30 protein-coding genes are annotated in these 24,385 nt (G+C 43.9%); 26 read left to right on the plus strand and 4 right to left on the minus strand.

Annotated elements, in window-relative coordinates; translation table 11 throughout:
• Window positions 1-231 precede the first annotated feature (231 nt).
• Window positions 232-2,004, minus strand: a complete 1,773-nt coding sequence (locus PAHA3_RS02235) for a sensor histidine kinase (protein WP_062833274.1) — start codon at window positions 2,002-2,004, stop codon at window positions 232-234.
• A 347-nt stretch (window positions 2,005-2,351) separates the two neighbouring features.
• On the opposite strand from PAHA3_RS02235, the gene PAHA3_RS02240 reads away from it, so the two are divergent.
• The 5 genes from PAHA3_RS02240 (at window position 2,352) to PAHA3_RS02260 (ending at window position 6,020) form a co-directional block, all read left to right on the plus strand.
• On the plus strand, window positions 2,352-3,314 hold the full coding sequence (locus PAHA3_RS02240) for an ABC transporter permease (protein ID WP_371327892.1): 963 nt from the start codon (window positions 2,352-2,354) through the stop codon (window positions 3,312-3,314).
• A gap of 16 nt (window positions 3,315-3,330) precedes the next feature.
• Window positions 3,331-4,203: a carbohydrate ABC transporter permease gene (locus PAHA3_RS02245; protein WP_047842119.1), complete on the plus strand. Its 873-nt coding sequence runs from the start codon at window positions 3,331-3,333 to the stop codon at window positions 4,201-4,203.
• A 253-nt stretch (window positions 4,204-4,456) separates the two neighbouring features.
• The gene (locus PAHA3_RS02250) at window positions 4,457-4,699 is read left to right on the plus strand and encodes a hypothetical protein (RefSeq protein WP_062833275.1); all 243 of its coding nucleotides are present in this window, start codon (window positions 4,457-4,459) and stop codon (window positions 4,697-4,699) included.
• A complete protein-coding gene (locus PAHA3_RS02255; RefSeq protein ID WP_062833276.1) occupies window positions 4,700-5,077 on the plus strand; it encodes a retropepsin-like aspartic protease in 378 nt (125 codons plus the stop codon). It begins immediately after the preceding gene.
• A gap of 301 nt (window positions 5,078-5,378) precedes the next feature.
• A complete protein-coding gene (locus PAHA3_RS02260) occupies window positions 5,379-6,020 on the plus strand; it encodes a FusB/FusC family EF-G-binding protein (protein WP_062833277.1) in 642 nt (213 codons plus the stop codon).
• Between the two features lie 96 nt (window positions 6,021-6,116).
• On the opposite strand, the gene PAHA3_RS02265 is transcribed toward PAHA3_RS02260, so the two are convergent.
• The gene (locus PAHA3_RS02265) at window positions 6,117-6,704 is read right to left on the minus strand and encodes an NAD(P)H oxidoreductase (RefSeq protein ID WP_062833278.1); all 588 of its coding nucleotides are present in this window, start codon (window positions 6,702-6,704) and stop codon (window positions 6,117-6,119) included.
• A gap of 247 nt (window positions 6,705-6,951) precedes the next feature.
• Here PAHA3_RS02265 and PAHA3_RS02270 point away from each other — a divergent pair, with 247 nt between their 5' ends.
• The 11 genes from PAHA3_RS02270 to PAHA3_RS02320 all read left to right on the plus strand — a co-directional run bounded on the left by PAHA3_RS02270 (window position 6,952) and on the right by PAHA3_RS02320 (window position 14,085).
• A complete protein-coding gene (locus PAHA3_RS02270) occupies window positions 6,952-7,350 on the plus strand; it encodes a winged helix-turn-helix transcriptional regulator (protein WP_062833279.1) in 399 nt (132 codons plus the stop codon).
• Window positions 7,347-7,841 carry an NUDIX hydrolase gene (locus tag PAHA3_RS02275; protein ID WP_062833280.1) on the plus strand — a complete coding sequence of 165 codons (495 nt, stop codon included), beginning with the start codon at window positions 7,347-7,349 and terminating at the stop codon, window positions 7,839-7,841. Before PAHA3_RS02270 ends, PAHA3_RS02275 begins: the two co-directional genes overlap by 4 nt.
• A 307-nt stretch (window positions 7,842-8,148) precedes the next feature.
• Window positions 8,149-9,012, plus strand: coding sequence for a DUF4085 family protein (locus PAHA3_RS02280; RefSeq protein WP_062833281.1), 864 nt, complete (start codon window positions 8,149-8,151; stop codon window positions 9,010-9,012).
• A gap of 172 nt (window positions 9,013-9,184) precedes the next feature.
• Window positions 9,185-9,337 carry a hypothetical protein gene (locus PAHA3_RS31195; protein WP_371327893.1) on the plus strand — a complete coding sequence of 51 codons (153 nt, stop codon included), beginning with the start codon at window positions 9,185-9,187 and terminating at the stop codon, window positions 9,335-9,337.
• A gap of 322 nt (window positions 9,338-9,659) precedes the next feature.
• Complete coding sequence (locus tag PAHA3_RS02295) at window positions 9,660-9,875, plus strand: hypothetical protein (RefSeq protein WP_062833284.1); 216 nt, start codon at window positions 9,660-9,662, stop codon at window positions 9,873-9,875.
• A gap of 77 nt (window positions 9,876-9,952) precedes the next feature.
• A complete protein-coding gene (locus PAHA3_RS02300; protein ID WP_062833285.1) occupies window positions 9,953-10,807 on the plus strand; it encodes an aminoglycoside phosphotransferase family protein in 855 nt (284 codons plus the stop codon).
• A 47-nt stretch (window positions 10,808-10,854) separates the two neighbouring features.
• Window positions 10,855-11,163 carry a MepB family protein gene (locus PAHA3_RS29755; RefSeq protein ID WP_371327923.1) on the plus strand — a complete coding sequence of 103 codons (309 nt, stop codon included), beginning with the start codon at window positions 10,855-10,857 and terminating at the stop codon, window positions 11,161-11,163.
• A gap of 257 nt (window positions 11,164-11,420) precedes the next feature.
• On the plus strand, window positions 11,421-11,843 hold the full coding sequence (locus PAHA3_RS02305; RefSeq protein WP_062833286.1) for a MerR family transcriptional regulator: 423 nt from the start codon (window positions 11,421-11,423) through the stop codon (window positions 11,841-11,843).
• 19 nt (window positions 11,844-11,862) lie between these two features.
• Window positions 11,863-12,834 (plus strand): aldo/keto reductase, encoded by a 972-nt coding sequence (locus PAHA3_RS02310; RefSeq protein ID WP_062833287.1) that lies wholly within the window; start codon window positions 11,863-11,865, stop codon window positions 12,832-12,834.
• Window positions 12,835-13,151: 317 nt separating this feature from the next.
• Window positions 13,152-13,535 (plus strand): hypothetical protein, encoded by a 384-nt coding sequence (locus PAHA3_RS02315; protein ID WP_062833288.1) that lies wholly within the window; start codon window positions 13,152-13,154, stop codon window positions 13,533-13,535.
• A gap of 253 nt (window positions 13,536-13,788) precedes the next feature.
• Complete coding sequence (locus PAHA3_RS02320) at window positions 13,789-14,085, plus strand: SHOCT domain-containing protein (protein ID WP_062833289.1); 297 nt, start codon at window positions 13,789-13,791, stop codon at window positions 14,083-14,085.
• 137 nt (window positions 14,086-14,222) lie between these two features.
• On the opposite strand, the gene PAHA3_RS02325 is transcribed toward PAHA3_RS02320, so the two are convergent.
• Window positions 14,223-15,206, minus strand: coding sequence for a cation diffusion facilitator family transporter (locus tag PAHA3_RS02325; protein ID WP_062833290.1), 984 nt, complete (start codon window positions 15,204-15,206; stop codon window positions 14,223-14,225).
• Window positions 15,207-15,497: 291 nt separating this feature from the next.
• On the opposite strand from PAHA3_RS02325, the gene PAHA3_RS02330 reads away from it, so the two are divergent.
• The 8 genes from PAHA3_RS02330 to PAHA3_RS02365 all read left to right on the plus strand — a co-directional run bounded on the left by PAHA3_RS02330 (window position 15,498) and on the right by PAHA3_RS02365 (window position 21,620).
• The gene (locus tag PAHA3_RS02330) at window positions 15,498-16,175 is read left to right on the plus strand and encodes a response regulator transcription factor (protein WP_062833291.1); all 678 of its coding nucleotides are present in this window, start codon (window positions 15,498-15,500) and stop codon (window positions 16,173-16,175) included.
• Window positions 16,172-17,548, plus strand: coding sequence for a sensor histidine kinase (locus PAHA3_RS02335; RefSeq protein ID WP_062833292.1), 1,377 nt, complete (start codon window positions 16,172-16,174; stop codon window positions 17,546-17,548). The genes PAHA3_RS02330 and PAHA3_RS02335 overlap by 4 nt, the downstream gene beginning before the upstream one ends.
• A 67-nt stretch (window positions 17,549-17,615) precedes the next feature.
• The gene (locus PAHA3_RS02340) at window positions 17,616-18,746 is read left to right on the plus strand and encodes an ABC transporter permease (protein WP_062833293.1); all 1,131 of its coding nucleotides are present in this window, start codon (window positions 17,616-17,618) and stop codon (window positions 18,744-18,746) included.
• Entirely contained in the window at window positions 18,743-19,420 is a 678-nt protein-coding gene (locus PAHA3_RS02345; protein ID WP_062833294.1) for an ABC transporter ATP-binding protein, read from the plus strand. Before PAHA3_RS02340 ends, PAHA3_RS02345 begins: the two co-directional genes overlap by 4 nt.
• Before the next feature lie 164 nt (window positions 19,421-19,584).
• Window positions 19,585-20,136, plus strand: coding sequence for an NUDIX hydrolase (locus PAHA3_RS02350; protein ID WP_062833295.1), 552 nt, complete (start codon window positions 19,585-19,587; stop codon window positions 20,134-20,136).
• A 33-nt stretch (window positions 20,137-20,169) separates the two neighbouring features.
• Window positions 20,170-20,679 carry a DUF4275 family protein gene (locus PAHA3_RS02355; RefSeq protein WP_062833296.1) on the plus strand — a complete coding sequence of 170 codons (510 nt, stop codon included), beginning with the start codon at window positions 20,170-20,172 and terminating at the stop codon, window positions 20,677-20,679.
• 27 nt (window positions 20,680-20,706) lie between these two features.
• Window positions 20,707-21,300: a DUF4304 domain-containing protein gene (locus PAHA3_RS02360; protein ID WP_062833297.1), complete on the plus strand. Its 594-nt coding sequence runs from the start codon at window positions 20,707-20,709 to the stop codon at window positions 21,298-21,300.
• A gap of 26 nt (window positions 21,301-21,326) precedes the next feature.
• Window positions 21,327-21,620: an RNA polymerase alpha subunit C-terminal domain-containing protein gene (locus tag PAHA3_RS02365; protein ID WP_062833298.1), complete on the plus strand. Its 294-nt coding sequence runs from the start codon at window positions 21,327-21,329 to the stop codon at window positions 21,618-21,620.
• A 19-nt stretch (window positions 21,621-21,639) separates the two neighbouring features.
• On the opposite strand, the gene PAHA3_RS02370 is transcribed toward PAHA3_RS02365, so the two are convergent.
• Entirely contained in the window at window positions 21,640-22,584 is a 945-nt protein-coding gene (locus PAHA3_RS02370; protein WP_062833299.1) for a hypothetical protein, read from the minus strand.
• Window positions 22,585-22,943: 359 nt separating this feature from the next.
• Here PAHA3_RS02370 and PAHA3_RS02375 point away from each other — a divergent pair, with 359 nt between their 5' ends.
• Entirely contained in the window at window positions 22,944-23,450 is a 507-nt protein-coding gene (locus tag PAHA3_RS02375; RefSeq protein WP_062833300.1) for a DUF2569 domain-containing protein, read from the plus strand.
• A 119-nt stretch (window positions 23,451-23,569) separates the two neighbouring features.
• Window positions 23,570-24,184 (plus strand): histidine phosphatase family protein, encoded by a 615-nt coding sequence (locus PAHA3_RS02380; protein WP_062833301.1) that lies wholly within the window; start codon window positions 23,570-23,572, stop codon window positions 24,182-24,184.
• Window positions 24,185-24,385 lie beyond the last annotated feature (201 nt).

Here is a 24,385-nt window from a genome sequence, read left to right on the forward strand (position 1 = left end):
TTCTGAATTAGATGATTATAAGGTTAAAATGATGCTTGAAAGGCGAACACTTCGTTTCTACAGAATCCCTTCAATCCTTCGCTTGAGTTCACGTAAATTCTAATCATTTATTTTAAACAAGGCCTTATATAAATGTTCACGTGTAAATGGTTCGTTCAAAATCAAATATCAACTTATCGTTCGTATCGATATCAATTCGTATCGGTATTTCCTTTATCGGAATCGGTGTCCTCATTTGGGTATCTCCCAGATAATTTCGGTTCGGAATCCGCCAAGTGGGGATGGGCCGAATAGGAGGTAGGAGTGACTGCCGAACAGGTGCGTGATTCGTTGGTGCGTATTCCAAAGGCCACAGCCCATTTCTTCTTGTAAAGGTTCCTGCATCTTCAAGTTTAGCGCTTCGTATTGTTCCGGGCTTAAGCCTGGGCCGTCGTCGTCGATGTATATTCTGCCAAAACCATTCAAGCGCTCCCCGGTAATTCGAATCTCCCCGGAAGAATAGGACTTCGCCACGCCGTGTATGACGGAATTCTCGACCATCGGTTGAAGCATTAATCGTGGCACCGACTGGGCCAGCATATCCTCAGGAATATCAATGTGATACTCAATTCGACCATTGCGCAGCTTCTGGATATCCAGATAGTTGATCAGCAGCTTGATCTCTTCTTGTAGCGACGACGTCTCCCGTTCCATACGAGTGGTGTAGCGGTAATACGCACTAAGGTTATGCGCCATGGTGACCACGGCTTGCTCGTCCTTCATCTGGGCCATATTGATGATATAGCCAAGACAATTATATAGGAAATGCGGATTGATCTGCGCTTGTAATTGCTTCAGCGTAGCTTCCCTGGCTCTAATTTTCTCATGGAACACATTCTCGATCAGATCTTGAATCTGATGGGACATATCATTAAATCTACGGAACAGGAATGAGAACTCATTCTGGTTTTTGCTATGCAGTCGGACAGAATAATCACCTTGCTCTACGCGGCGTAAGCCTTTGATCAACTTTTTGATCGGATATTGCACATTCCGGTACAGCAGGATTGACGCAGAGATACCCACCACCAGCAGCAGGATCATACAGGTGTAGAACAGATTCTGACTAAGCGAGATGGGTTTCAGAATCTGATACAGCGGGATCACATCAACCAGATGCCAATCCAGATAAGTGGACTTTACTGAGCTAACCAGATAGTTCTTGCCGTTCAGTTCGACCACATCCTGTGTGGTATCTTCTGGGGAATGCGTATCCAGATATTGAATGAGTTCTGCAGATAACTGCTTGTCCGCGCTTCGATTGAGAATGGGTGCATTTCCTTTGTGATACAAGAAAGGATCGCCTTGTCCGCCAGACTTATACGTATCCAGCATATTTTGAATATTCTCATAACTGAAGCTCGCTTCAATCACCAGATTACTTCCCGTGAGCATCCCCGGCTGTGCCAAGGAATCGGTATAGAACCAATAGAAGGATTGCAGCTTGTCTTTTGATTCCGCACCCTGGTCCCCGTAGGTCCATTGTCCGCTCATATTTTTTTTCAAATACGTTTCATCATATCCTGTGGCTCGATTGTAATTGGCGATGACATCCTTATTCTGCTGTGAATGCACTGCATATCGGGTGGGCCATATATCCGTAACGCCAGTTTGCAGCGTCATCTTCTCTTGTATCACATAACGGGTCTGCATCCGGTCATATCGATCATCCCACATGTTAAGGCCGTTGAATGCTCTGACATTTGGATCTCGGGAGAGAATCAGGCTGAAATCCATCATCTGATTGATACGGGAGTCGATCTGACTGGACAGAAACGTGAGCTGCTTCGTGTTGGAGATCTGCAGTTCTTTGCTGACGACATCATAGGTGACGTTGTTCGAGTAGGTGTACATGATCAGAATGGGGATGAATAAGACCACAATTAACAAGTTTATTTTGGCAAACAAACTGAATCGGGATCGAGTATTACCTTGAAAAGGCATGAAGCGCTTCCATATATGCATAAAAAGTCTCCTTCTAATTCGTGTTCAGACTATATAGATTGGACTAATTATTTACACAGAAACGGAGAGGACAGAAATAACTTGAAAAAGCGAAGCGTTCGCCTTTATCACCGGATTTTCCCCTTGAGAAAAGGGGATTAGAAAAATCTGGGGATAACAGCGATTGGAAGGTTATTCTGTCATCGGAGTGTCCGTGTGAATCATCTTTAGTTCAACTTATAGATTCCTAACAAAATACTATCAAGCCTAACAATGTTATATAGTCAGACCTCAGAACGGCTTGATACTATTTATATCAGAGAACCCGATCACACACAAAAACTTTTTTTGGGAACAGGAGAAGCGCTATGGAGGCTAAATTGGAGGGTAAGCGGATCCCGCAGGCAAACGTTGGGAACAAGCTGGAACAAAAGAGAAAAAGACGCTACAAACAGCCATGGATTCTGCACTTCATGGTGTTGCCGGCGGCCATTATGGTCTTTATATTTTCATACATTCCGATGTCCGGGATTTTGATGGCATTTCAAGATTATAAACCTGCACTGGGATTTTTCAATTCCGAATGGGTAGGACTGAAGCACTTCAGGTATATGTGGGAAAATGATTATTTCCTGCAAATTACGTGGAACACGCTATTTTTTGCCTGTACGAAGATCGTCATGAATCTGATCATTCCGTTTATCTTTGCCTTATTGCTTAACGAGGTAAGGAAGATGGCACTGAAAAGAACGATTCAAACGCTTGTGTATCTTCCTCACTTTCTGTCCTGGGTTACGTTATCAGGCATTCTGATCGACATTCTGGCCCAGACGGGTATTGTCAATCAGTTCCTGGTTTCGGTATTCGGCATCAAGCCGATCTTCTTCCTGGGGGATGGAAGCTGGTTCCGATTCACGATTATTGCGAGTGATGTCTGGAAAGAGTTTGGATTCAACACAATCATCTTCCTCGCGGCACTGTCCGGCATTAACCCTGCACTTTATGAAGCGGCTGAAGTGGATGGGGCAGGACGCTGGAAGCAAACGATGTATATTACCATCCCGGCACTGATTCCCATTGGGATCGTAATCGCAACCCTGGCACTGGGTAATGTGCTTAACGCCAACTTTGACCAGATCTTTAACTTATATAGTCCGTTAATTTACCAACAAGGAGATATTATCGATACGTTTGTGTATAGAGAAGGTCTGCTTAGTGGGCAGTTCAGTTTCGCTACCGCTGTGAATCTGTTCAAATCGGTCATCAGCCTGATCCTGATTGTGATCTCGTACCGACTGGCTTACCGATTCGCCGGATATCGAATTTTCTAGAAAGGATGACAAACGAATGTACCATAAAACGATGCCTTACCGCATATTCAGCATATTCAACAATGTGTTCCTGACCATCCTTTCACTGCTCTGCTTGCTGCCTTTGTATCACTTGCTCATGGTATCACTTAGCGCATCCGCACCTGCAAATGCTGGTCTCGTCACGTTCTGGCCGATTGGATTTACACTGGAGGCGTATGCGAAGACATTTGCCAATACAAACTTCCTCTCCTCCTTATGGGTATCTGTGGAGCGGACGGTACTCGGTACTGGACTTGCGTTAATTGTTAATACGCTTGCAGCCTATGCGCTTTCCAAAGAGACGCGGGTGTTCCGCGCACGTAACATCTATCTGTGGTATTTTGTCATCACGATGCTGTTCAGCGGTGGCCTCATTCCGGGGTATATCCTGATTCTGAAGCTGGGACTGATGAACACATTGCTGGCCTTGATCCTGCCGGGATTGGTTGCGGTGTTTAACATCATTCTGCTGCTGAACTTCTTCCGTACCGTTCCCAAAGATTTGGAGGAAGCTGCATTTATCGATGGCGCAGGTCACTTGCAGACATTTATCAAAATCTATCTGCCTGTCTCCGTACCTGTTATTGCAACGGTTTCGCTCTTCATGATGGTTGGACATTGGAATGCGTATTTTGACGGAATTATCTACATCCGTGATGCGGAGAAGCTGCCACTCGCGACATTCATGCAGACGATCATCGTGCAGGCCGATATGTCGAAGCTTGATCCAGAAGCGGTGAAGAACCTGTCCCAACGGACCATTCGGGCTTCGCAGATCTTTATCAGCGCACTGCCGATCCTGCTTGTGTACCCGTTCCTGCAACGTTATTTTGTTACTGGGATCGTGGTTGGTGCTGTTAAGGAGTAGTTGAGTGTAGGGGTTAGAATAGGGTTGTGAAAAAGGAGTCACTGAACTGGGGAAGGCCAGGGAGGTGGCTTCTTTTTGTTAATAGGCGTTTGAGTAAAAGCATCAAAAGCCTTTATAAACACTCTATTTACGTTGAATGTTGAATTGGATAGTATTCTATTTTTCAATAATGACTAAAGGACAGATGAAATTTCAATGATTGGTGCGTGTTTACTAAGTGGTATAATATCATCAAACGATAGGGGGAATGACTATGAAATGGCAAGAGGTTCAACAAATTTACCCGAATCAATTCGTGAAGTTTGAAGTCCTTCATTCTGAAGAGACAGAGAATCAAGAAGTTATAGATGAGGTCGCTGTGATCGGTCCTATAAGCGATGAAAAAGCAACCCAAGAATTACTGAATAGCCGGGATAATACCTTGGTCTATCATACTTCCAAAGATCAAGTCATTGTTAAGGTACGGAAGAATGTAGGTTTAAGGAGAAAATTATAAATGAAAATTGAATATAGAGAAGGACTGTTATTCACTGAACTAATAATCCTTTTTAACGGAAATAGAAAAAGGATCAATAATATAGTTATTGATACGGGAGCAAGTCATACCTTGATTTCACAGGATGAAGTAGACGATATTGGCATTCTAGTTGGGGTAGAGGATGAGATTATAACAAGTTACGGAATTGGCGGTAAGGAACATGCTTTTAGTAAGCGTGTCGAGGGAATACAGGTGGGAGATTTTGTTTTAAAGGATATTCCAATAGATTTTACTTCATTTAAATATCATAATATTAACGGTTTATTAGGACTGGACATACTTATAGAAGGCAAATTCAATGTAGATCTAGAAAAATTTAAACTATATCATCTATAAATCTAAGATAAAAGTATATTTTTATAATTGGAGATTGGAACGAAGCCCGTTGCCTACACTATGCTGCCCTGCTATAATTCCTGTATATCTACTGCATTGGGGGTTATGACGTGGCAATATGGATGATGCCGGATTGCTCGTTCGCTAGAAAGCCTTACGCAAAGCCTGAATAGGGGCGGACTTTGTGTAGGGCGCGACAAAATGAGATTGTTTGCCCTGGAATCAACATCAACATAATGTTACATCCCGCAGGCTTTGCACCTTACTTTATTTTCTTAATAAATATAAGGGGCTGAACGCCATGCAAACACCATTTATTCAAAATCATCAATTCAATTATATTCAAAAACAAGCTGATTTCCTGCTGAAAACGCTACGCTCGGTTGTGGATCCAAAAGTATTGGAAACCGTCCGTTATACGGTCGGCACCAATGCGGTGAGCATCTTCGATGAACTCACTCCGGAGCAGAAGCAACTGCTGGAGCAGTTATCCACGTATGAGACGACACATGAATTGCAGACGTATCTGAACCGGCTGGAAGCATATCTGATTTCATATCCACAAGTATCCGCGAAGCAGATTCAGAAGCTGTTTCCCAAGGTAAAGAAGCTCAAGGTGCCGGATCTGGAATCCATCGATTACGCGCGTACAACTTATCTGAGATGGATCGATATTGCTACCGATCGCTTGTTCATCGTGTATCCGTATGAAGGCAGATTCCTAGGGATTGAGGGGCGAATTACGGCGACGAACAAGAAGGGATACTGTATGTTCTGTCATCGCCATCAGGAGCTCGGATTCTTCAACGTGAAGACCAAGAGTTATACGCCAGACAATATTTCTTCTGTAGCCCAGTACGTATGCATGGATAACACAGCTTGCAACCATAGCATCACCGATACCAGTATGTTGGAGAAGTTTCTTCTCTCGACAGTAAAATAATGCATCTAAACAAACAGGGTCGCTCTTCGGAGCGACCTTTTTTGCCGTGTTCAAGCGGAGTTGGGGCGTTATAACCATGCAGCGCTATTAGTACCATTACAGCGTCGGAATATCTTTGGCATAGTTCAGTCCCAAGTGATGTGCATGGTTCAACAGTGCCTCATAATGCTCAGGCTTGGATTCCAACGTTTCATATAAAAACTCAACTCTTGATTGGGACACGCCACAGTAATCGGCAATACCCACATTGAGCAGATTGGCAATCGATTCACCATAATTACGCTTGTGCATCTGTTCTTCCGTCACGCCGGAAAGAGCGATCCACAATATCTGCTGATGAGAGAGCTTGTTCGCGCCGTAGGCAAATCCGTTGTTCATGACACGGTCCACATAACCTTTCAATATGGCTGGCAGATGCCACCACCAAAGAGGAAACACAAAAGCCACAGCATCGTGCTTCTTCAATCGCGCCATCTCCGTCTCAACCTCAGGCGAGAACACCTGATTTTCTTGGGTATAGTCTGGTTCATCCATCTCTCGGAGGATTGGGTCGAATCCAATCCCATGCAAATCCAATATCTCATAACCGTGACCGGCCTCAGTAAGACCCTGTGCAAAACGTTGAGCTACCTGAAAGGTCAAAGAATCTTTTCTTGGGTGGGATACTACAACGAGTACGTTCATCTTATCTTTCACTACCTTTCTGGATTGCGGTCTTGTAGCCATAAATCAGTGGCTGATGCTATTATAAACAGGTATGAAAACATCTGGAAGTACGCACTTTGATGTTCTATAGGAAGAATGAAGTGCTATAGGAACATTAAAGTACCCTAAATGAATGCCTCGAAATAGGCTCAAATAATAGAAAGAATAGCAGTAAAAAGATTATATTTTCACTTGGGATATAGCTTGATTATGGAGGGGTTCAAAAATGACGGAACATGAAGACACAAACGCTCCAAAGAAATATAAAGTTGGCGTGGAAGCGGCCTTGGAAGTGATGGGCGGGAAGTGGAAGCCTTTAATTATTTACCACTTGATGACCGGGCGTAAACGCACTTCGGAGCTTCGACGATTGATACCTGACATTACGCAGAAGATGCTGACAACACAGCTCAGAGGTCTGGAAAAGGATGAGATTGTGCAGCGCAAAGTATATTCGGAGGTACCTCCCAAAGTGGAGTACGAGTTAACAGACTACGGCTGGGGACTCAAGCCTGCCCTGGACCATCTATGTTATTGGGGAGAAGATCATCTGGACAAAATCCACGGAGATAAGTTTAAAGTGTTGGAGGACTTCGATTCTGAAGAGAAGGGGGCGAGAAATTGAATGGTACAGAGCACGTGAAACAGGCAGTTCCCATTCGTTGTGAAGGCGTGGCAGTAGTTCTGTTGAAGAAGAGCCTCGATCAATACCGTGTACTGATGCTGAAGCGGGCTGGTCGTATGTTGCATAACGAGTGGTGTTATGTTGGCGGCGGGATAGAAAAGGGCGAGAAGGCATGGGAAGCTGCACTCAGAGAAGTTCACGAGGAAACAGGTATTACGGAAGTCCGGTTGTATTCTGCCAATCAATTCGAACAATATTACTCACCCATGGAGGATTATATCTATACCGCTCCCGTATTCGTAGGATATGTGGATGAAGACCAGCCTGTCCGGTTAAATCATGAACATACCGAATACCAATGGATGACGTTTGACGAAGCCAAAGAAAATGCGGCATTGCCTGGCATTGATAACATTTTGGATTTTATTGAAAAGCATTTTGCCAGAAAAGCCCCTTCCGAGTGGCTTCGGATTAATGTAAAGAATGTTTAGGAGGTGAAACTTATCACGTACAAGACGATTTATCCAAGAGCATGGTTGAGCCTATTATGTATGAATGGGCGGCGCAAAACGACAAAGAAATAAAACACAAATTGTTTCAAACCTTGGGGTAGACCAGTACGTCTGTTGAGTATAAGGAATCGTTGAGGCTGAAGATTTTGGAGGAATAGCGGTGAAAATAATAGAGTAATTTCTAACGATGTCGATCTGAAGTGGTCGAGGTGTTAGGCTTTACGAGATCTGTTATCGCTAACACGATTATTGAAGTAGATTCTAAAAATTAGCAGGAGAGATGCCCATGAGATATCTAACGAAAGAATGGTATGAGCTGTGTCAGCAGACACATCTTCATTTTGGTTTAAGAGTACATAACGGAGCTTACGAGTTCGATGAGAATCTATTTTTAAGGCTGTATAAAAGAAAAGAAACAGCGCATGTGAAAGAGGAACGCGGAATGTATGATCTGGACCCTCGTTTCATGCTGGAGCATGATGGCCAGGTCATGACTCGTGTAGAGAAAGCCTTTAGCGGAGAAGAAGTGACAGAAGAGGATCAGATCGTTTATCACATGCCTTCGGAAGAACGAGCGCATATTGAGAAACTCATTGTAGAATATGATGTACGCCCTCCTTTTGATGAGCAGAAATGCAAGGAAGAGTACAAAGAATCGATGGAGTGGAATTTTCAATATAAGGCGGAGAAATTGCCACAGGAAATCGTTGAACAAATTGCGGATATCCGTGTCTTTACGTTGGGTTATTGCACGAGAGAGATTTTACAGCAATTAAAGAAACAAAGTGCGGAAAATAAGAGACATGTGGATCACGCAGCGAAAGAATTTAGAGAAGTGATGATGGCACAGGATATTCCCGATGAAATACATGGCAGGGTTCAATATCATGATTGTACAGTGATAGAACTGGTGACGGGAGATAAAGTGGTTATCCGTTTTGACACCCGTGGGGGCTTCACCAATTTAAATAAACTTACGCTGGTTGCACCCGAAATCATCAAGCAAGAGGGAGAGATTGTCGGCAGTTACTGGCTGTATCAAGAGCTGTATCGGATCGATAATGGATATGAACTTCATATTCTATTTGGTGGAGAGAATATGCCTGAATTGATTGTTCGCTGTGCTGATATTCTCGTAGAGGAAGAGTGAGAGTGAGCCCTAAAGGCTGATTATGGAGGAATTGTAGTGAAAATTAGCATCTTAGAAACCAAATTAGCTTCAAGATACGACGAGTTCGATCCTGAACAGGACGGAAATAAAAACACGGAATTTGCTGACATCATTATTGATGGTAGATCCCTTTACCAAAGGCTGAAAAAACATGAATTGGTACCTTGCCTGGGATGGGGTAGCTATGAATATCAAAGACTTCTTATTGAATGAGAAGAAACTACAGGTAGGCCCGTTTTATTTTGATTGGGAAAATTATAAAGAAGCCATTGAAAATACGTTTGGTACAGCCGGAATTCAGTAAGGAAAAAGGAGGATGAAGGAAATAGAGATGGAATGGACCACCAGTACGTTTGGTTATTTATCTACTCCCGTATTTGTCGTGGGCATTGCATGTTACTTCTTTCCTGACTTTCTATACAAAATATTTGTCCTGATGAGATATCGAAAAATTAAACCGAATTACGAGTTTGAAGATAACCCTCCTAATAGTGATATCCCTCAACCTATCGAAATAATATTAAAAGTACTAGGCACCATTATGGTGATCCTTGGGATGATATGGTTTTGGTTTTCAGAAGAGTGTTACAACTTATTTTTTTGACAGCAAGGAGTTGAACAACAATATGGAGTTTTACGGAGCTTTAGTAGTATCACTTATAAGTTTAATTGTGGTTCTTATCTTTGCTGCAATTGTGCGTTATGCAATAGACTCATCCAAAACATCGAAAAAGCTGGATGTACTAATTAAAGAAGTGCACTATCTGAAAACTGAAATAAAAAAAATGCAACACCATAAGCAGCAAGATGGTAGCAAACATATTATTGATGAGAAGGTATAGAAAACAGAACGGAGGTACACCTGTATGAGCATGCTTTACCAAATGAATCAAGATCCTAGTTATATAAGGAGAAGCATATGCTAATCAATCCAACGATAAATGAGATCAATAACTTATTTAAGATGCATCATATCAACGAGGAAATATCTGAAATTCAAAGTTTGTCAGGTACCACAGCAGGACGTGTTTATCGGTTGAGTACAGGTCTGAACAGGCACTATATTCTAAAATCAGATGAACCCGAACAGATTCACATTGCTCAGCAGTTTTTGGACACATATAAGGATTCTCCGTTATTGCCTGAAGTTTTGTTCACTGATCCGGATAACACTTATTTTATCTATACGTATATGGAAGGTACGACCCATTTCAACCGTGGACAAAAAAGAGACTGGTTATCTCATCTGGTGAAAGAGCTATTCAATACATATGTGCGTTCTTCAGATACGGAATCATGGGGCAGAATAGAGTTCCCACAGAGGACCTGGAAAGAATTCAATCAGATTAGCGTTCAGGAAGCAAAGATGAATCTTGGAAGTATTTTAACGACAGATGATTATAATCTGGTTCAATCCAAAGTGGACCGCCTGTTTCATGAGAAAGAAGAGAAGTTTCTTTTGCATGGTGATACGGGGGTTCATAATTTTGTATATGATCAAAATGAACTCATCGGCGTCATTGACCCATCTCCAATGGTTGGACCTATTCTTTATGATTTCTTATATGCTTTTAGCTCTTCGCCGGATGATATCAACACGGAAACATTATTTGGTACATTCGAACTTCTGGAACAGGTAGATATGGATAAATCCAGATTGATAGAGGAAGCTCTGGTCCATCTGTATTGCCGAATTGGGCTGAGTAACAAGCATCATCCTGATGATCTGCCTAAATATTTAAAGGCATGGAATGAATGGAAACGACTATGCTAGGGATGTTAAAATAGTAAAGTTTTAACCTTAAATCCTTTCTCCATTCGATTCCGTCGACACAGCCATATGACGTATCAGATCCAGCAGATATGTATGTCATTAGTACGCGCGCAGGTAGCCACTTTGGGCAGTTTGTATTTTCGAAGCATGTATTGTTACAGCGAGATATCATATCGGACCAAGGCAAAGGTGGCAAGCGAGCCATACGTGTATATCCGCCTTGGGACAATCCAACAAGTAAGCAGGCTCTCAAAACGCAACAGTGGCAGCTTGAATACTTCATAGATATACCTTTTACCGAACCATTGAACTGTGATCAAGCCAGGGTACTTTATGGCACTCAACAATTAAAATAATGAGACAATTGCTCAGATTCCCCAAGTTTTTTTCTCCGAATCCCAGCTTTTCACCCGATCTTTTCGACATATCTTCTCTATTCGTTATTTCCCAGTACCGAAGCGTGTGTGATGTCCTCCATTTGTTAAAAATAGTGAACGTCAGTGAATTTAATTTTTTTGAAATTAGTGCTTGCCTTAATGTGAACATTAAGCCTTAGGATGTAAAAGAACCGGCCAATATATCCACAAATGAACATAAAGGAGGGGTCAGCAGTATGGCTTTCTCGATAAAAGAAGCTTCAGAGCGGCTGGGTTGTCCTGCACATAAAATTCGTTACTACGAGAAGGAGGGACTGCTTCCGTACATTCAACGAGATCAACATGGAAATCGGATGTTCGAGGAAGAACATCTGGATTGGATGCGACTGATGTCTTGTTTCCGGGCAACGGGGATGAAAGTATCTACACTGAAACATATGGTTAGTCTGGCGCTGGATGGTGACTCAACGATTCCACAACGGAAAGCGATCCTTCAGGAATATAAAGAAGAATTACATCGCCGCCAACTTGAAATTGCCGAAGCACTTGCAGCGGTGAATAACAAATTGACCATCTATGAAGACATAGAAACAGGCAAGCTTCCTTCAGAAAGCAAACTGCTAGATCAAATGGAAAGCATCGGTAAAGACGAATATTAACGGATGGAGAGATGGAGAAATGAAGCAAAGAGTGCTGGGAAATAGCGATATCGTCGTATCTTCGATTGGACTGGGAATTATGGGCATGTCTCCGGGGATGTACGGGGAAACCAATGATGAGGAGTCGATGAAGACCATACATCACGCGCTGGAGATTGGCGTTACACTGCTAGATACAGCAGATGTGTATGGGAACGGTCATAATGAAGAACTACTGGGGAAAGCGCTGAAGGGGCGTCGGAATCAGGCCATTATTGCTACCAAATTTGGATACACTCCGAACTATGAAACGTTGAATGGCCATCCGGATTACGTGAAAAAGGCTGTAGAAGCAAGTCTTCAACGGCTGAATACAGACTACATTGATCTGTACTACCAACACAGGGTAGATCCTCAGATTCCGATTGAGGAAACTGTTGGCGCGATGGCTGATTTGGTTAAAGAGGGGAAAGTCCGCTGCCTAGGCTTGTCGGAAGCATCGGCTTCCACTTTACGTCGGGCACACGCCATTCATCCGATCTCTGCGTTGCAGAGTGAATATTCCCTGTGGAGCCGGGATATTGAGGACGAGATTCTACCGACTGCGAGAGAATTGAATATTACTCATATTGCATACAGTCCATTAAGCAGAGGGTTTATCTCAGGTGAGATACGGACATTCGAGGATTTGGATGCTAATGATCTGCGCAGATATATGCCGAGGTTCCAAGGAGACAATTTCGCCAAAAATGTAGAAGTAGTGGATAAAATCAAAGAGATCGCGATGGAGAAGAGTTGTACGCCTGCGCAATTGGCTTTAGCTTGGACCATGGCTAATAACGCATTGCCGATTCCGGGAACGAAACGAATCAAATATTTGGAGGAGAACGCGAACGCTGCAACGATTGAACTGACACCCGATGACTTAGCTCGCATTGAAAAGGTAAGCCCCAAAAATGAAGTCCATGGAACACGTTATATGAAAGAAATGATGACTCAGCTTAATGGGTAAATTATGTCCTTATAAGTTATTATCCGTAACGACGTAGTTGCTCAGTAAAATACAATATAGAATACAAATAGAGACTCTCCTTTAGTGAAAGTCTCTATTTGTATTCATTTCCAATCGAGAGACACGAATGTTGAAAGCGGACAGGCAGGGGAGTCTAAAAGGCAAAAAAGAAAGTATGATATAGTGGAACATCCTGTATAATTTAGAGAACAGTCATGTTTACCTTTCTGTAGAGAATGAAGGATCGGCGATTGGAAAATAAGGTATTCCTATTATGGGAGTAATTCTACTACCACTTTGAATACTGGAGTGTGGTTATGATCGTATTAACGTCAGCAATCGTATTCACCGTCTTGATTCTGATTGTGATTCTCTTTCAGGTTGCTTTAGCGGTAGGTGTGTCCTGGGGAGAGTACGCCATGGGTGGAAAGTTTCCCGGGAAATACCCCATCTCCATGCGGTTTGCTTGTATAGTTCAGATTGCGATTTTGGCATTCATGGGTATCATTGTTCTGAGTAAAGCAGGATTGCTTTGGCGTCAGTGGTCTGTTTTTGCAGAGACAGCGATCTGGTTTATCGTCGCGTATTTAGTACTTGGGACGATGTTGAATCTGATTACGAGAAGTGTATGGGAACGAAGAATCTGGGCGCCCGTAACATTGTTGATGCTGATAACGAGTATAATCATTGCCATTTCATAATAGTGGAAAGAAACGAGACAATTCAATTACAGCCTTGGCATAGGTGCTAAGGCTGTTTCTTAATTGCCTGTTGTCATTTATACTAATGAGAATAAATACATACATAGAAATGAACACAATCGGGAAGGAGAGGGAGTATTGCGAAGCAACAAATTCACACCGTATTTAAGTTTTATAGGTTTCGGTTTAGTCATTCTGACCTGCCTTTCCTGATTTTGATAGAAACATACATAACATTTAGGAGGAACATTCATTGAAAGCATTATCGATCTTCAGCCTTATTTGGTTCGTACTCAATTTTTTATTAATAGCAGTTTTTTTAGATGGTTCGCAAGAAAGTGCGGAGGCAGCGGCAGGTTTGGGACTTCTGGGTGTACTGTATGGTCTGCTTTTCTCAATTCTAGCCCTAGTCATATCTAGCAAGAGAAAAAAGACCCCTGTGAATGTACATGAACAACTGCTTCAGCTAGGTGAATTAAAAGAAAAAAATATCATATCGGAATATGAATTCGATCAAAAGAAAGAGAAGCTACTTTACAGATACAAGTAGTCCAGATTGCGACAAGGTACAGAAGATATTCCATTCTCTGCTCATGCAAAAAGCTGAACTTCTGCAAACAAAAACAGGGCGTTCCCTTCACCGGGGAATCTGCCCTGTTTCTGTTTGCAGCTATATGTTATACCATCTCAATGGTGATGATGCGCGTGGGCATCTGGTGCGTCGCCTTTGACGGTACATAGTACCGAGGTATCGTGCAGATGTTTTTCGGACTCCACTTGGAGCGTCACATGTTTGATTTCTTTATGTTCCAGCATATGTTCGATCTTCTGAACCAGGATCTCGGATGCATAGACATCCATCGTTCCATCCACCACGATATGTGCGGTCAGCGCGTTCAAGTTACTGGTAATGGACCAGACATGCACATCGTGAACACCTTTGACGCCATCGACTTGTTTAATGGTCTGCACCAGTTCGTTTACATCGACATTGGCCGGAGTGCCTTCCATCAAGATATGCAGGGAAGATTTGGTGACATAGAACCCACTACGCAATACCAGTGCCGCTACAATCACACTCGCAAGTGGATCGGCCCAACCCCAGCCAAAGAACATCATGAGCAGTGCCGCCGCAATGGCCCCAACCGATCCCAGCATGTCACTGATGACATGGAGATAAGCCCCACGCATATTCAGGTTATTCTCGGTATCGCTACCACGCATCATGATCCAGGCCACCAGAATATTGATGAGCAATCCAATGACGCTGATGATTAACATGCCTACGGTTGCCACTTCTGGCGGGTTGATAAACCGACCAATCGCTTCGTAGAAAATGTAGAGTGCAATGGCGATTAACGTAATTCCGTTTAACGTAGCAGCCAAAATCTCAAAGCGTCTGTATCCGTACGTTTTGCCAGTATTCACCGCTTTTTCACCAAAGGTAAACGCTAGTAAAGCGATCCCAAGCGCAATGGAGTCGGACAGCATATGGCCTGCATCCGAGATGAGTGCGAGACTGTTGGTGATGAATCCACCAATGGCTTCAACGATCATATAGATGGTAATAATAATGAAGGAAAACAGAAGTACTTTCTTATTATTGGTGGTGTGAGCGTGGTTGTGCCCATGATCGTGCCCATGGTTATGACTGTGATGATGTCCAGACATATTAAATCCTCTCCTTTGGAGCGAGGCTCCGTTATGTAATATGATTTCTAATGTGGCTATAATTGATCCTTAGCGATGGTTAATCACTAACGAATGAATATATGAGCGTTTGTTCATATGTTATGGGTTTATTATAGTTCTGCCTCTTAGTAGTGTCAACCAGATTTAAGAAAATGTAAACATGTACAGGGTATATCCATGCATGCGCTAGCGAATAAGATTGCTTTTATGCTACCATCTGTGCAGGATCAAAGTGAGATGTACTTGTTACATAGAAGGGCGGACAACCATATGAAACATCTGCTGCTGGCAGACGATGATGCCAATATTCGAGCACTCCTGCGGCATGTCATGACCAAGGAAGGGTATCGGGTCCATGAAGCGCAGGACGGACTGGAAGCGGTCAAACTAATGCAAGAAACACCGATCGATCTGGCAATCTTAGATGTGATGATGCCAGGCATGGACGGACTGGAGTTATGTGATTTCATTCGGCAGCATTACGATATTCCAATCATGTTGCTGACGGCTCGAGATCAGCTATCTGACAAGAGAGACGGTTATTTGAAAGGAACAGATGAATATGTGACCAAGCCGTTTGAACCGGAAGAATTAGTCTACCGGGTAAAGGCGTTATTTCGTCGGTACCATCGCACATCCAGCGATATCATCCGTATGAACCGGATCGTCATTGACCGTAACAATGTGGAGGTTACCGATGGGCAATCCATTCTCTTTTTGCCAATGAAGGAGTTTGAATTACTCTCACAGCTTGCCCAGTTTCCGGGCCGTTTGTTCTCGCGGGATGAGCTCATTCGGCTCGTATGGGGAGCAGATTACGAAGGAGATGACCGTACCGTTGATGTGCACATCAAGCGGCTGCGTGATCGTTTTGCGGACTATACGGACGATTTCGTCATTCAGACTGTGCGGGGCATTGGTTACAAGATGGAGGTGAAAGCACCTTGAGGACCTTGTACGTCCGGGTATTCCTCATTACGATTGCGGTGATTATGGTCAGCGGCATGCTTGGTTTTCTTTTGTCCAACATCTACTATCATACAAAGCTCAAGGATTTCAATGATGAGAAGCTGGTGGGCATCGCGACGCAAATGAAGCAATTTGTGGAGCAGCAACCCGGCACGATGGAGGATTATCTGAACAATGCCGCCGCACTGGGGTACGAAATCTATGTGACGGATGGAAAAGGCAACGACCAATTCTATGGCCGCGAATTTCGAGAGAAAGATCTGAACAAACAAGCTGTAGAACTGGTGTTGAATGGTGAGGTATACCATGGCGTCGCCCAGTTTCCCAGTAAACCTTTCATTACCGGTTTTTTCGATAATCAATTAAGCAATACCGTGGGTGTTCATCTGCAACTGGGAAATGCCAATTACGCTCTCTTTATGCGCCCGGATGTAATTCTGCAATTCGGTGAGCTGCGTATCTTTTTTGCGCTGATTGGAGCATTTACGATAGGCATCAGTATTCTGATCTTTCTGATCAGTACCCGTTATCTGGTCAATCCGATTGAACGTCTGTCCGAGGCAACCAAACGGATTGCGCAAGGAAAATATAATCTGAAATTGCCTACCGGAAGGCGGGATGAGATTGGACAGCTGGCCCAGCATTTCATGACCATGAGTCGTGAATTGGAAAGGGTAGATCAGGCGCGACAGCAGTTTGTATCGAATGTATCACATGAGATTCAATCACCGCTGACCTCGATTCAGGGGTTTGCCCAATTGGTGGCCGATCGAGATCTGCCTGAACAGAAAAGAGAGCATTATGCATCCATCATTGAGGAGGAGAGCCGTCATCTCTCTTTGCTCAGCAAACAACTGCTTCTCCTGTCCTCCCTAGAACAAGGCAACGAAGACCTGAGCAAAGTAAAGTTCTCTCTTCGAGATCAATTCCGGCAAGCGGTTCAGGTGCTGCAATGGCAACTGGAAGAAAAAGAGCTACTGCTTCGGATTTCGGTGCCCGAATCCATTCAACTAGTGGGCAATGAAGTACTACTCATGCAAGTGTGGATGAATCTGCTGGGTAATGCAGTGAATCATCTGCCACAGGGAAGAAGCATCGAGATTCATGCCGGGCAGGCAGATAACCAGTGTGTGATTCAGATTCGGGATACAGGAGACGGGATTGCTGCGGAGCATCTGCCTTTCCTGTTCGATCGATTCTATCGGGTGGATCGTGCGCGGGAACGTTCTTCTGGACGAACCGGGCTTGGACTTGCCATTGTGCAGAAAATTATCCGAATTCATGACGGTACAATCGAGGTTTCCAGTTCGCCTGAGGGTACGGTCTTTACCGTGACACTTCCGCAGATGTAATCTGTTATTCATTTGCCGTTCATTTTCGCCTCCTATACTTGGGTTATCAAGAGGGAGGTCACAGAACATGTACTTGGCTATTCGGGAAATGAGGTATGCCAAAGGGCGGTATGCCTTAATTGCTACAATCATGGTGCTGGTTTCATTTCTGGTACTGTTTGTTACAGGTCTTGCACAGGGGCTGGCGTATGATAACGCAGCTTCGGTCAAAAATATGGCAGCAACCCACTTTGTACTGGAACAGGATTCAAATCATCGGTTCACCCGGTCACAAGTGGATCAGGATCAGCTTAATCAAGCTCGCTCCGTAGTGGGGCAAGAGAACGCTGAGCCACTGGGTGTGAAAATGACAACTGTCAGTCCAACGGGCGACACAAAAAAGATCGATGTCACGCTGTTCATGGTTAATCCGGAAGGTTGGCTTGCTCCAACTGTTACCGAAGGGTCTCCGATTACGGATCAGACAAAAGGGCAGGTTGTGGTGGACCATAAGTTGTCTGAATCTGGCGTCACAATTGGCACTGTTCTCGTCGATCAAGCTTCGGGAACGGAGTGGACCGTTGGTGGATTTGTACAAAATGAATCCTTTAGTCACTCCCCAGTAGTGTTCCTGAATGAACAAGAGTGGTCCGCACTTCAAGGAGGTTCACGAACTTCTCAAGGTTCAGCCGACACCAATGCTAATGCTCCTGTGTACAATGCCATTGCGATTAAGGATGCAGGCGAGCAGGTAGACGGCCTGAGTGCTGCATTGCCAAATACAGAAATCATTACGAAGTCGGATGCCGTATCGGCCATCCCTGGATATAAGGAAGAGCAGGGATCGTTGCTCATGATGATCGCTTTTCTATATGTCATCTCGGCGTTTGTACTTGCGGTATTCTTCTATGTCATCACGATTCAGAAAACGAGTCAGTTCGGCATATTGAAAGCCATCGGAACGCGGAATGCTTATCTGGCGGGTAGCGTTTCGTTACAAGTCTTGGTTTTGTCAGTTGGTAGTCTGGTCATTAGTGTACTGTTGGTTCGACTGTTCGAGTCCATCTTGCCAGCATCAATGCCATTTCAACTAGGCTTGTCCACCCTCGCACTGACCTGCGTATTATTCATACTCATGTCTGTGGCGGGTTCATTGTTCTCGGTGTGGAAGGTTACCAAAATTGATGCACTTGATGCGATTGGGAGGACTGCAGCATGAGAAACCGATTGGTATTGCAGGGAATTACACAGACCTTTGAAGATGGCAGTAGCAAACGAACGATTCTGGACAAGTTGGACCTTGAAGTTGCCGAAGGGGAACTCGTAGCTGTGATGGGGCCTTCAGGATCGGGTAAAAGTACATTCTTGTCCATCGCAGGGGCACTTCTCGAACCGACGGAAGGACAGGTTCTACTGGATGGGGCCTCTATTATGGGCAAAGGCAAACAGGAGATATCCGATATGCGGCTTCAGCAGCTTGGTTTTATTTTTCAAAGTGCCAACCTCATTCCGTATCTGAAAGTAGAAGAACAACTGATGGTGGTCGCGAAACTTGCTGGAGCGGAGAAAAACAAGGCGGAGAAACGAGTGGATGAGCTGTTGGATACGGTAGGCTTGACTCATCGGCGGAAGGCATATGCGGAGAAGCTGTCTGGCGGGGAACGTCAGCGGGTCGCTATTGCACGGGCGTTGATGAACGATCCGGCTGTCCTGCTCGCGGATGAGCCAACAGCGAGCCTGGATGCAGAACGTGGACTGGATATTGTCGGCATGATTGCACGGCTCGTAAAGGAGCAGGGCAAGAGTGCAGTGATGGTTACGCATGATGAGCGGATATTACCGCTCTGTAGCCGGGTTCTTTTTTTGGAAAATGGAAAGCTTGTGCAGCATTAGAAGGAGAATGGTCTGAGCGTCTGGAGAGAATACTGATCCAAGGCTTAAGGGCAGAAAGTATAATTAAGAGGGTCACGGTTTCCCGGTGGGAAGGTGGCCTTCTTTCTGTGTTTTCGACTATAATTGGAAGAATAGTGGAATTTGATAGAGAGGATCGGGTGCGGATGAGTAGCTTGAGTGCGGAATTATATCCGGCGCTGAGTACGTCAATTCATTGGGGAATTATTGAGGCGGAGTTCAGATTGAATGAGATCGTGGACGAAAAGCTGGTGAGCAATATTAGCATCATTCCATTTGTTGGGGATCAATGTGTTGTTTTTCAACTGGATAATGGAGACTGGGAGCTGCCCGGAGGCACGCTTGAAGCAGGTGAGCAGTATATGGATGGACTGAAACGCGAACTGATGGAGGAACTTGGGGCAGAAATGCGGTCCTATCAGATTTTTGGCCAATTCCACTGTACATCCAGTGCGTTGGAACCGTATCGACCACATATCCCGCATCCCCATTTTGTACGAATCATTGGATATGGAGACGTTGAACTTGTTGCTGATCCGCTGAATCCGGAGGATGGTGAGCAGGTGGTTGCGGTGGAAGTGGTAGAGATTGATGAAGCGATCCGAAGATTCCAGGAACAGAACAGAGATGACATTGCAGAGATGTACAAACTGGCTTATGTACTGCGAGATGAAGCTAAACAGTCAGGCAAGAACTAGATGATCTAATTCCAATACCTTACGGAGGTAATGATGATTCGAGATAAGATTAACGAGCTGCTGGATACTTTACCCGAATTGGAACTGAACCAAGCATACTGGGGGATTGAGCGTATCCATCAGGAATATATGTTCAAGAAGAATTTGCAGGACAAAGGAGTTGTCGTGTCCGAGCTGTACGAGGAATCCGAAGGGATTGTACAGCAATGGGATAGCGTGTTTGCCCATAATATCGATGATGTGCTCAAAGAGTCTATCCATTATAGCCAGTACAAGTGGCATTTGTTCAGTTATGAACAACAGAAATGTCTGACTCATGATGAAGCACGAGATGCTTTCAATGCCGAGCCGAAAGATGAAGTATATGTGATGTATGAAAGTGGTGGTTGGGTGCTTTTATACGAAAACGCGAATCAGGTCATTGCAGCGGATTTTGATTCGGAGCAGGATATATATATCTTCGACCGGGCGTTTACATGGACGTACGTGTATACGCACGAATCCATGTGTGGCCCCTATTTTTATAAAATAGAACAAGCATGATTCTGAACAAAAGGGGAGTGATATCTTATGCAGGACCTTTTTAAGAAGATCATCCATACAGACGTCAAACCCTTATTTGCCAAACACGGCTATACCAAGAAAAATCTGAATTTCTACAAAGCGGATGGAAACCTCGCGTACAAGTTCAACATTCAAAAAGCAAAGGTAAACACCAGTAGTCAAGTCCAGTTTTATGTTAATTGTGGTGTTCATTCCACCGAGCTTGCGGAGTTGAATTCCGTTGGATTGAATGGAGACATATCGGAGTACGTATCTCATTTTACCTGCCGAATCAGAGAAATAGCCCCTTCCGCTCCGGCCCACTATACCTTAACGCCTGATATCGATCCAGACGCTTTATCGAAAGAACTGGTGTCACATTTGGAAGAGGGCATGTCATTCCTACACTCGCTAACAGGGGCCAGAGATATAGTCCATTATTATATGGCGAAGACAGCGCTACATTTAAGTGAAGAAACTTTCCGCTTTCTGCTACAAGCCGGTGATACGGAAGAAGCCAAGCATTATTTAGAGCAACTACATGCCAAATACGGAACCGAAAAGCGCTGGGCCATATTTGAAAAGAAATATGCAGCCGTTTTTGCCGAGTATGGATTGTAAATTTAGGTTCAGGAGGAGACACCCACATGACAAACGATAAAGGAACACTCAAAACATGCGAACAAGGACATTCGTATTATAAAAAAAGTGACTGCCCCACTTGTCCGACGTGCGAAGCTGAACGTAAACCGACAGAAGGATTTCTAGCCTTGCTGTCTGCTCCCGCCAGACGTGCCTTGGAGAATGAAGGCATTACGACACTACTGCAACTTGCGGAGTACAGGGAGAAAGAAATCCTGAAGCTGCATGGAATCGGGCCATCTGCCATGCCCAAACTGCGGAACGCATTGGAAGAAGAGGGACTGTCTTTCAAGAAATAATCCTCTTCACGATGTTGCATTAATCCAAACCAGAAGCAGAAATAATCTCCTCGATCGTTACCTGATATAACAAGTTTCCTTCACTGAGTAGCAGACGATGCTGGCGAAAATCCTGCCGTGCCTGCTTGAAGGGCTGATCATCTTCATTTAGCAAATCAATCTTCTGCCCCTTGCTCAATGTTCCGGGCTTCTCCATTTTCTTAAGCACAAACGTACCATGTTTACCGTACCCTGCATCGAACAAGAAATGATAACCATCCGTGCTGAAGCCCGAGGAACCGGAGATGTCTGGATTCATGAATGTAACATCGGGTTTACTGGTTCCCCCTGAGATACAACCGAGTTCAAAATCGGTATAGAAGTAGAACCAGACCTGCTTCTCATTCACCACATTGAGTGCGTAACAATCTGCAATGTCAGCTGCGCGGTTTTCGTACACTTTATTACCGTGCTCATCCCAGGCCAACAGACCGTTTGATCCAATTGGATCGCTCCATCCGTAGTTACCAAACACCCCTTCATCGAAGTAACTCGTCCAGATCGTTCCCTTCTCTGCGACCTGTACACTTTGGATACCGTCTCCCAACAGAAACTCGCGTATTGTATTTCCGTCCAGATCACACACTTTGGCATTCAGATCAAACTGTTCATTTCCGTAATTCGCACACCGTGCTCCCACGAGCAGCAGATGTTCATGTAATGGTTGTACGTAATGATAATTGAACATCTGCCCCCAGATGACAACTTCCTCGATAGTTTGATCTGCCACAATAAGCACTTTGTACGTATAGCTTTGATTCAATGTACTTTGGACGAACATACCTCGCTCTCTTTCGGGGATCTGATTCATCAGCAGTACATAGACAAGGCCATCACCGCCCCACTGGGTGGAAACGATATCGAAGCCCTCGACATAATTCGAAATGTCGGCAAAAGGTAAAAGTTTTACTTTAGGATTGGTCATATCCATATCCTCCTTCGTAGTCAAATGCAGAGTCACCATCTGCATCTGTATAAGAGCATTATGACGTACGTGTACTTTGCTGAACATGGTGGAAGTATAGCGAAGGTCTTTTTTGGCTTTTGCAGCATCTGAATACGATCTTTTGAAATGGCTGTTTCGTACTTGACACTCGTAGTACAATAAGGAAGTTGTGTAAAATTCTATATAAAAGAAGGATGGAGAGGTACCTATAAGGAGAGTGTGAGGATACATACAACGCACGTATAGTAGGGGAAAAGAATTACCCGTAGATTCAATTGGCAATATTACAAGGAAGACTCATCTCAGAAAGACAAAACTGATTAAGGAAGTGTTATTAAGTGGAACCACATATTCAAGAGCAAAAGACAGACTACCGTCCACTAGGTGTATCGGGATTGGGTGGTTGGCTGATTCTCATCCAGATTGGATTATTTCTTACCATTATCCTGCTCGCAGTACAGTTGATGCAAAACACGTTACCAGCATTAACACCCGAAATGTGGGACTTATTTGTTTCCAAGGACTCCGAATACTATCACGTTCTGTGGGGGCCATTAATTATTTTTGAAGCTATATATAATGTGGTCTTTTTATTGTTCACCATATATATAGTTGTAACTTTTTATAGAAAAAAAGCAATCTTACCCCGGTTAATGATCATCTATTACAGTGTGAGTTTGGTGCTCTATATGGTTGATTATATACTCGTACTTCAGATACCTATGATGCGGGAATTGGAAGATGGAAGTGGAATACAGGAGATTGTGAAATCTGTCATTACTTGTGCCATCTGGATTCCTTATTTTATCAAATCCGAGCGAGTTCATAACACATTTGTAAGATAAATGGTAAGCAGGAAATGCCCGATCTTGGATAGAAGCTATCTGAGGTCGGGTTTATTTGATACAAGCGAAACCAGTTACATATATAGTTAGCCTGTTCAATGTGAAAAGGAGGAGAGATCTTGAAAATTTATCTGGTAAGGCATGGGATGGATGAGGAAGGGTATCGAGGCGGATGGAGTGATCGTGGACTTACGGAACAGGGACGTATTCAATCGAAGAAACTGGGAGAGCATTTGCATCATCATGCTGAGGAGTACAACATACATACGATCATGAGCAGTGATCTTCCTCGTGCAGTGCAGACTACACGGGAAATGGAGAAACAGTTAAACATGCAGGCTATCTTAATGAAAGATTGGCGTGAGATGAATAATGGAGAATTGGCAGGCATGCTCCATAAGGATGCTGAAGTGAACTACCCAGGGGTTTATTTCAATACCCTTGAGATGGATTCGCCTTTTCCGGGAGGAGAAAGTCCGAGAGATTTTTATAACCGGATAAGCATATCTTTCGAGAATCTTCTTAGAGATATAGAGGAACAAACAGTCAAGTCCAATGTGCTGTTAATTACTCACGGCGGCGTGATTAACATCCTGTACTATCTGCTTGAGAATAGGGAATGGAGCAATAAATCCAGCTTTTATCCCATGAACAACACCAGTGTTCATACCGTTGAAAAGGGAAGACTTGGTTGGAAACTTAGCAACGCAAATGTGTTAAGTCATCTTGATTAGTTGTTTACTTAATTAATTGAACTAAACATTCACACAAAACGGAGAGGACAGAAAGGACCTGAAGAAGCGGAGCGTTCGCCTTTATCCCCGGATTTCCCCTTTATAAAAGGAACCAAAAAAATCTGGGGATAACAGCGATCGGAAGGTTGTTCTGTCATCGGAGTGTGCAGTGTAAATATTCTTTAGTTCAATTTATATAGA

This window comes from Paenibacillus amylolyticus (assembly GCF_001570725.1).
Taxonomy (GTDB): Bacteria; Bacillota; Bacilli; order Paenibacillales; family Paenibacillaceae; genus Paenibacillus; species Paenibacillus amylolyticus_A.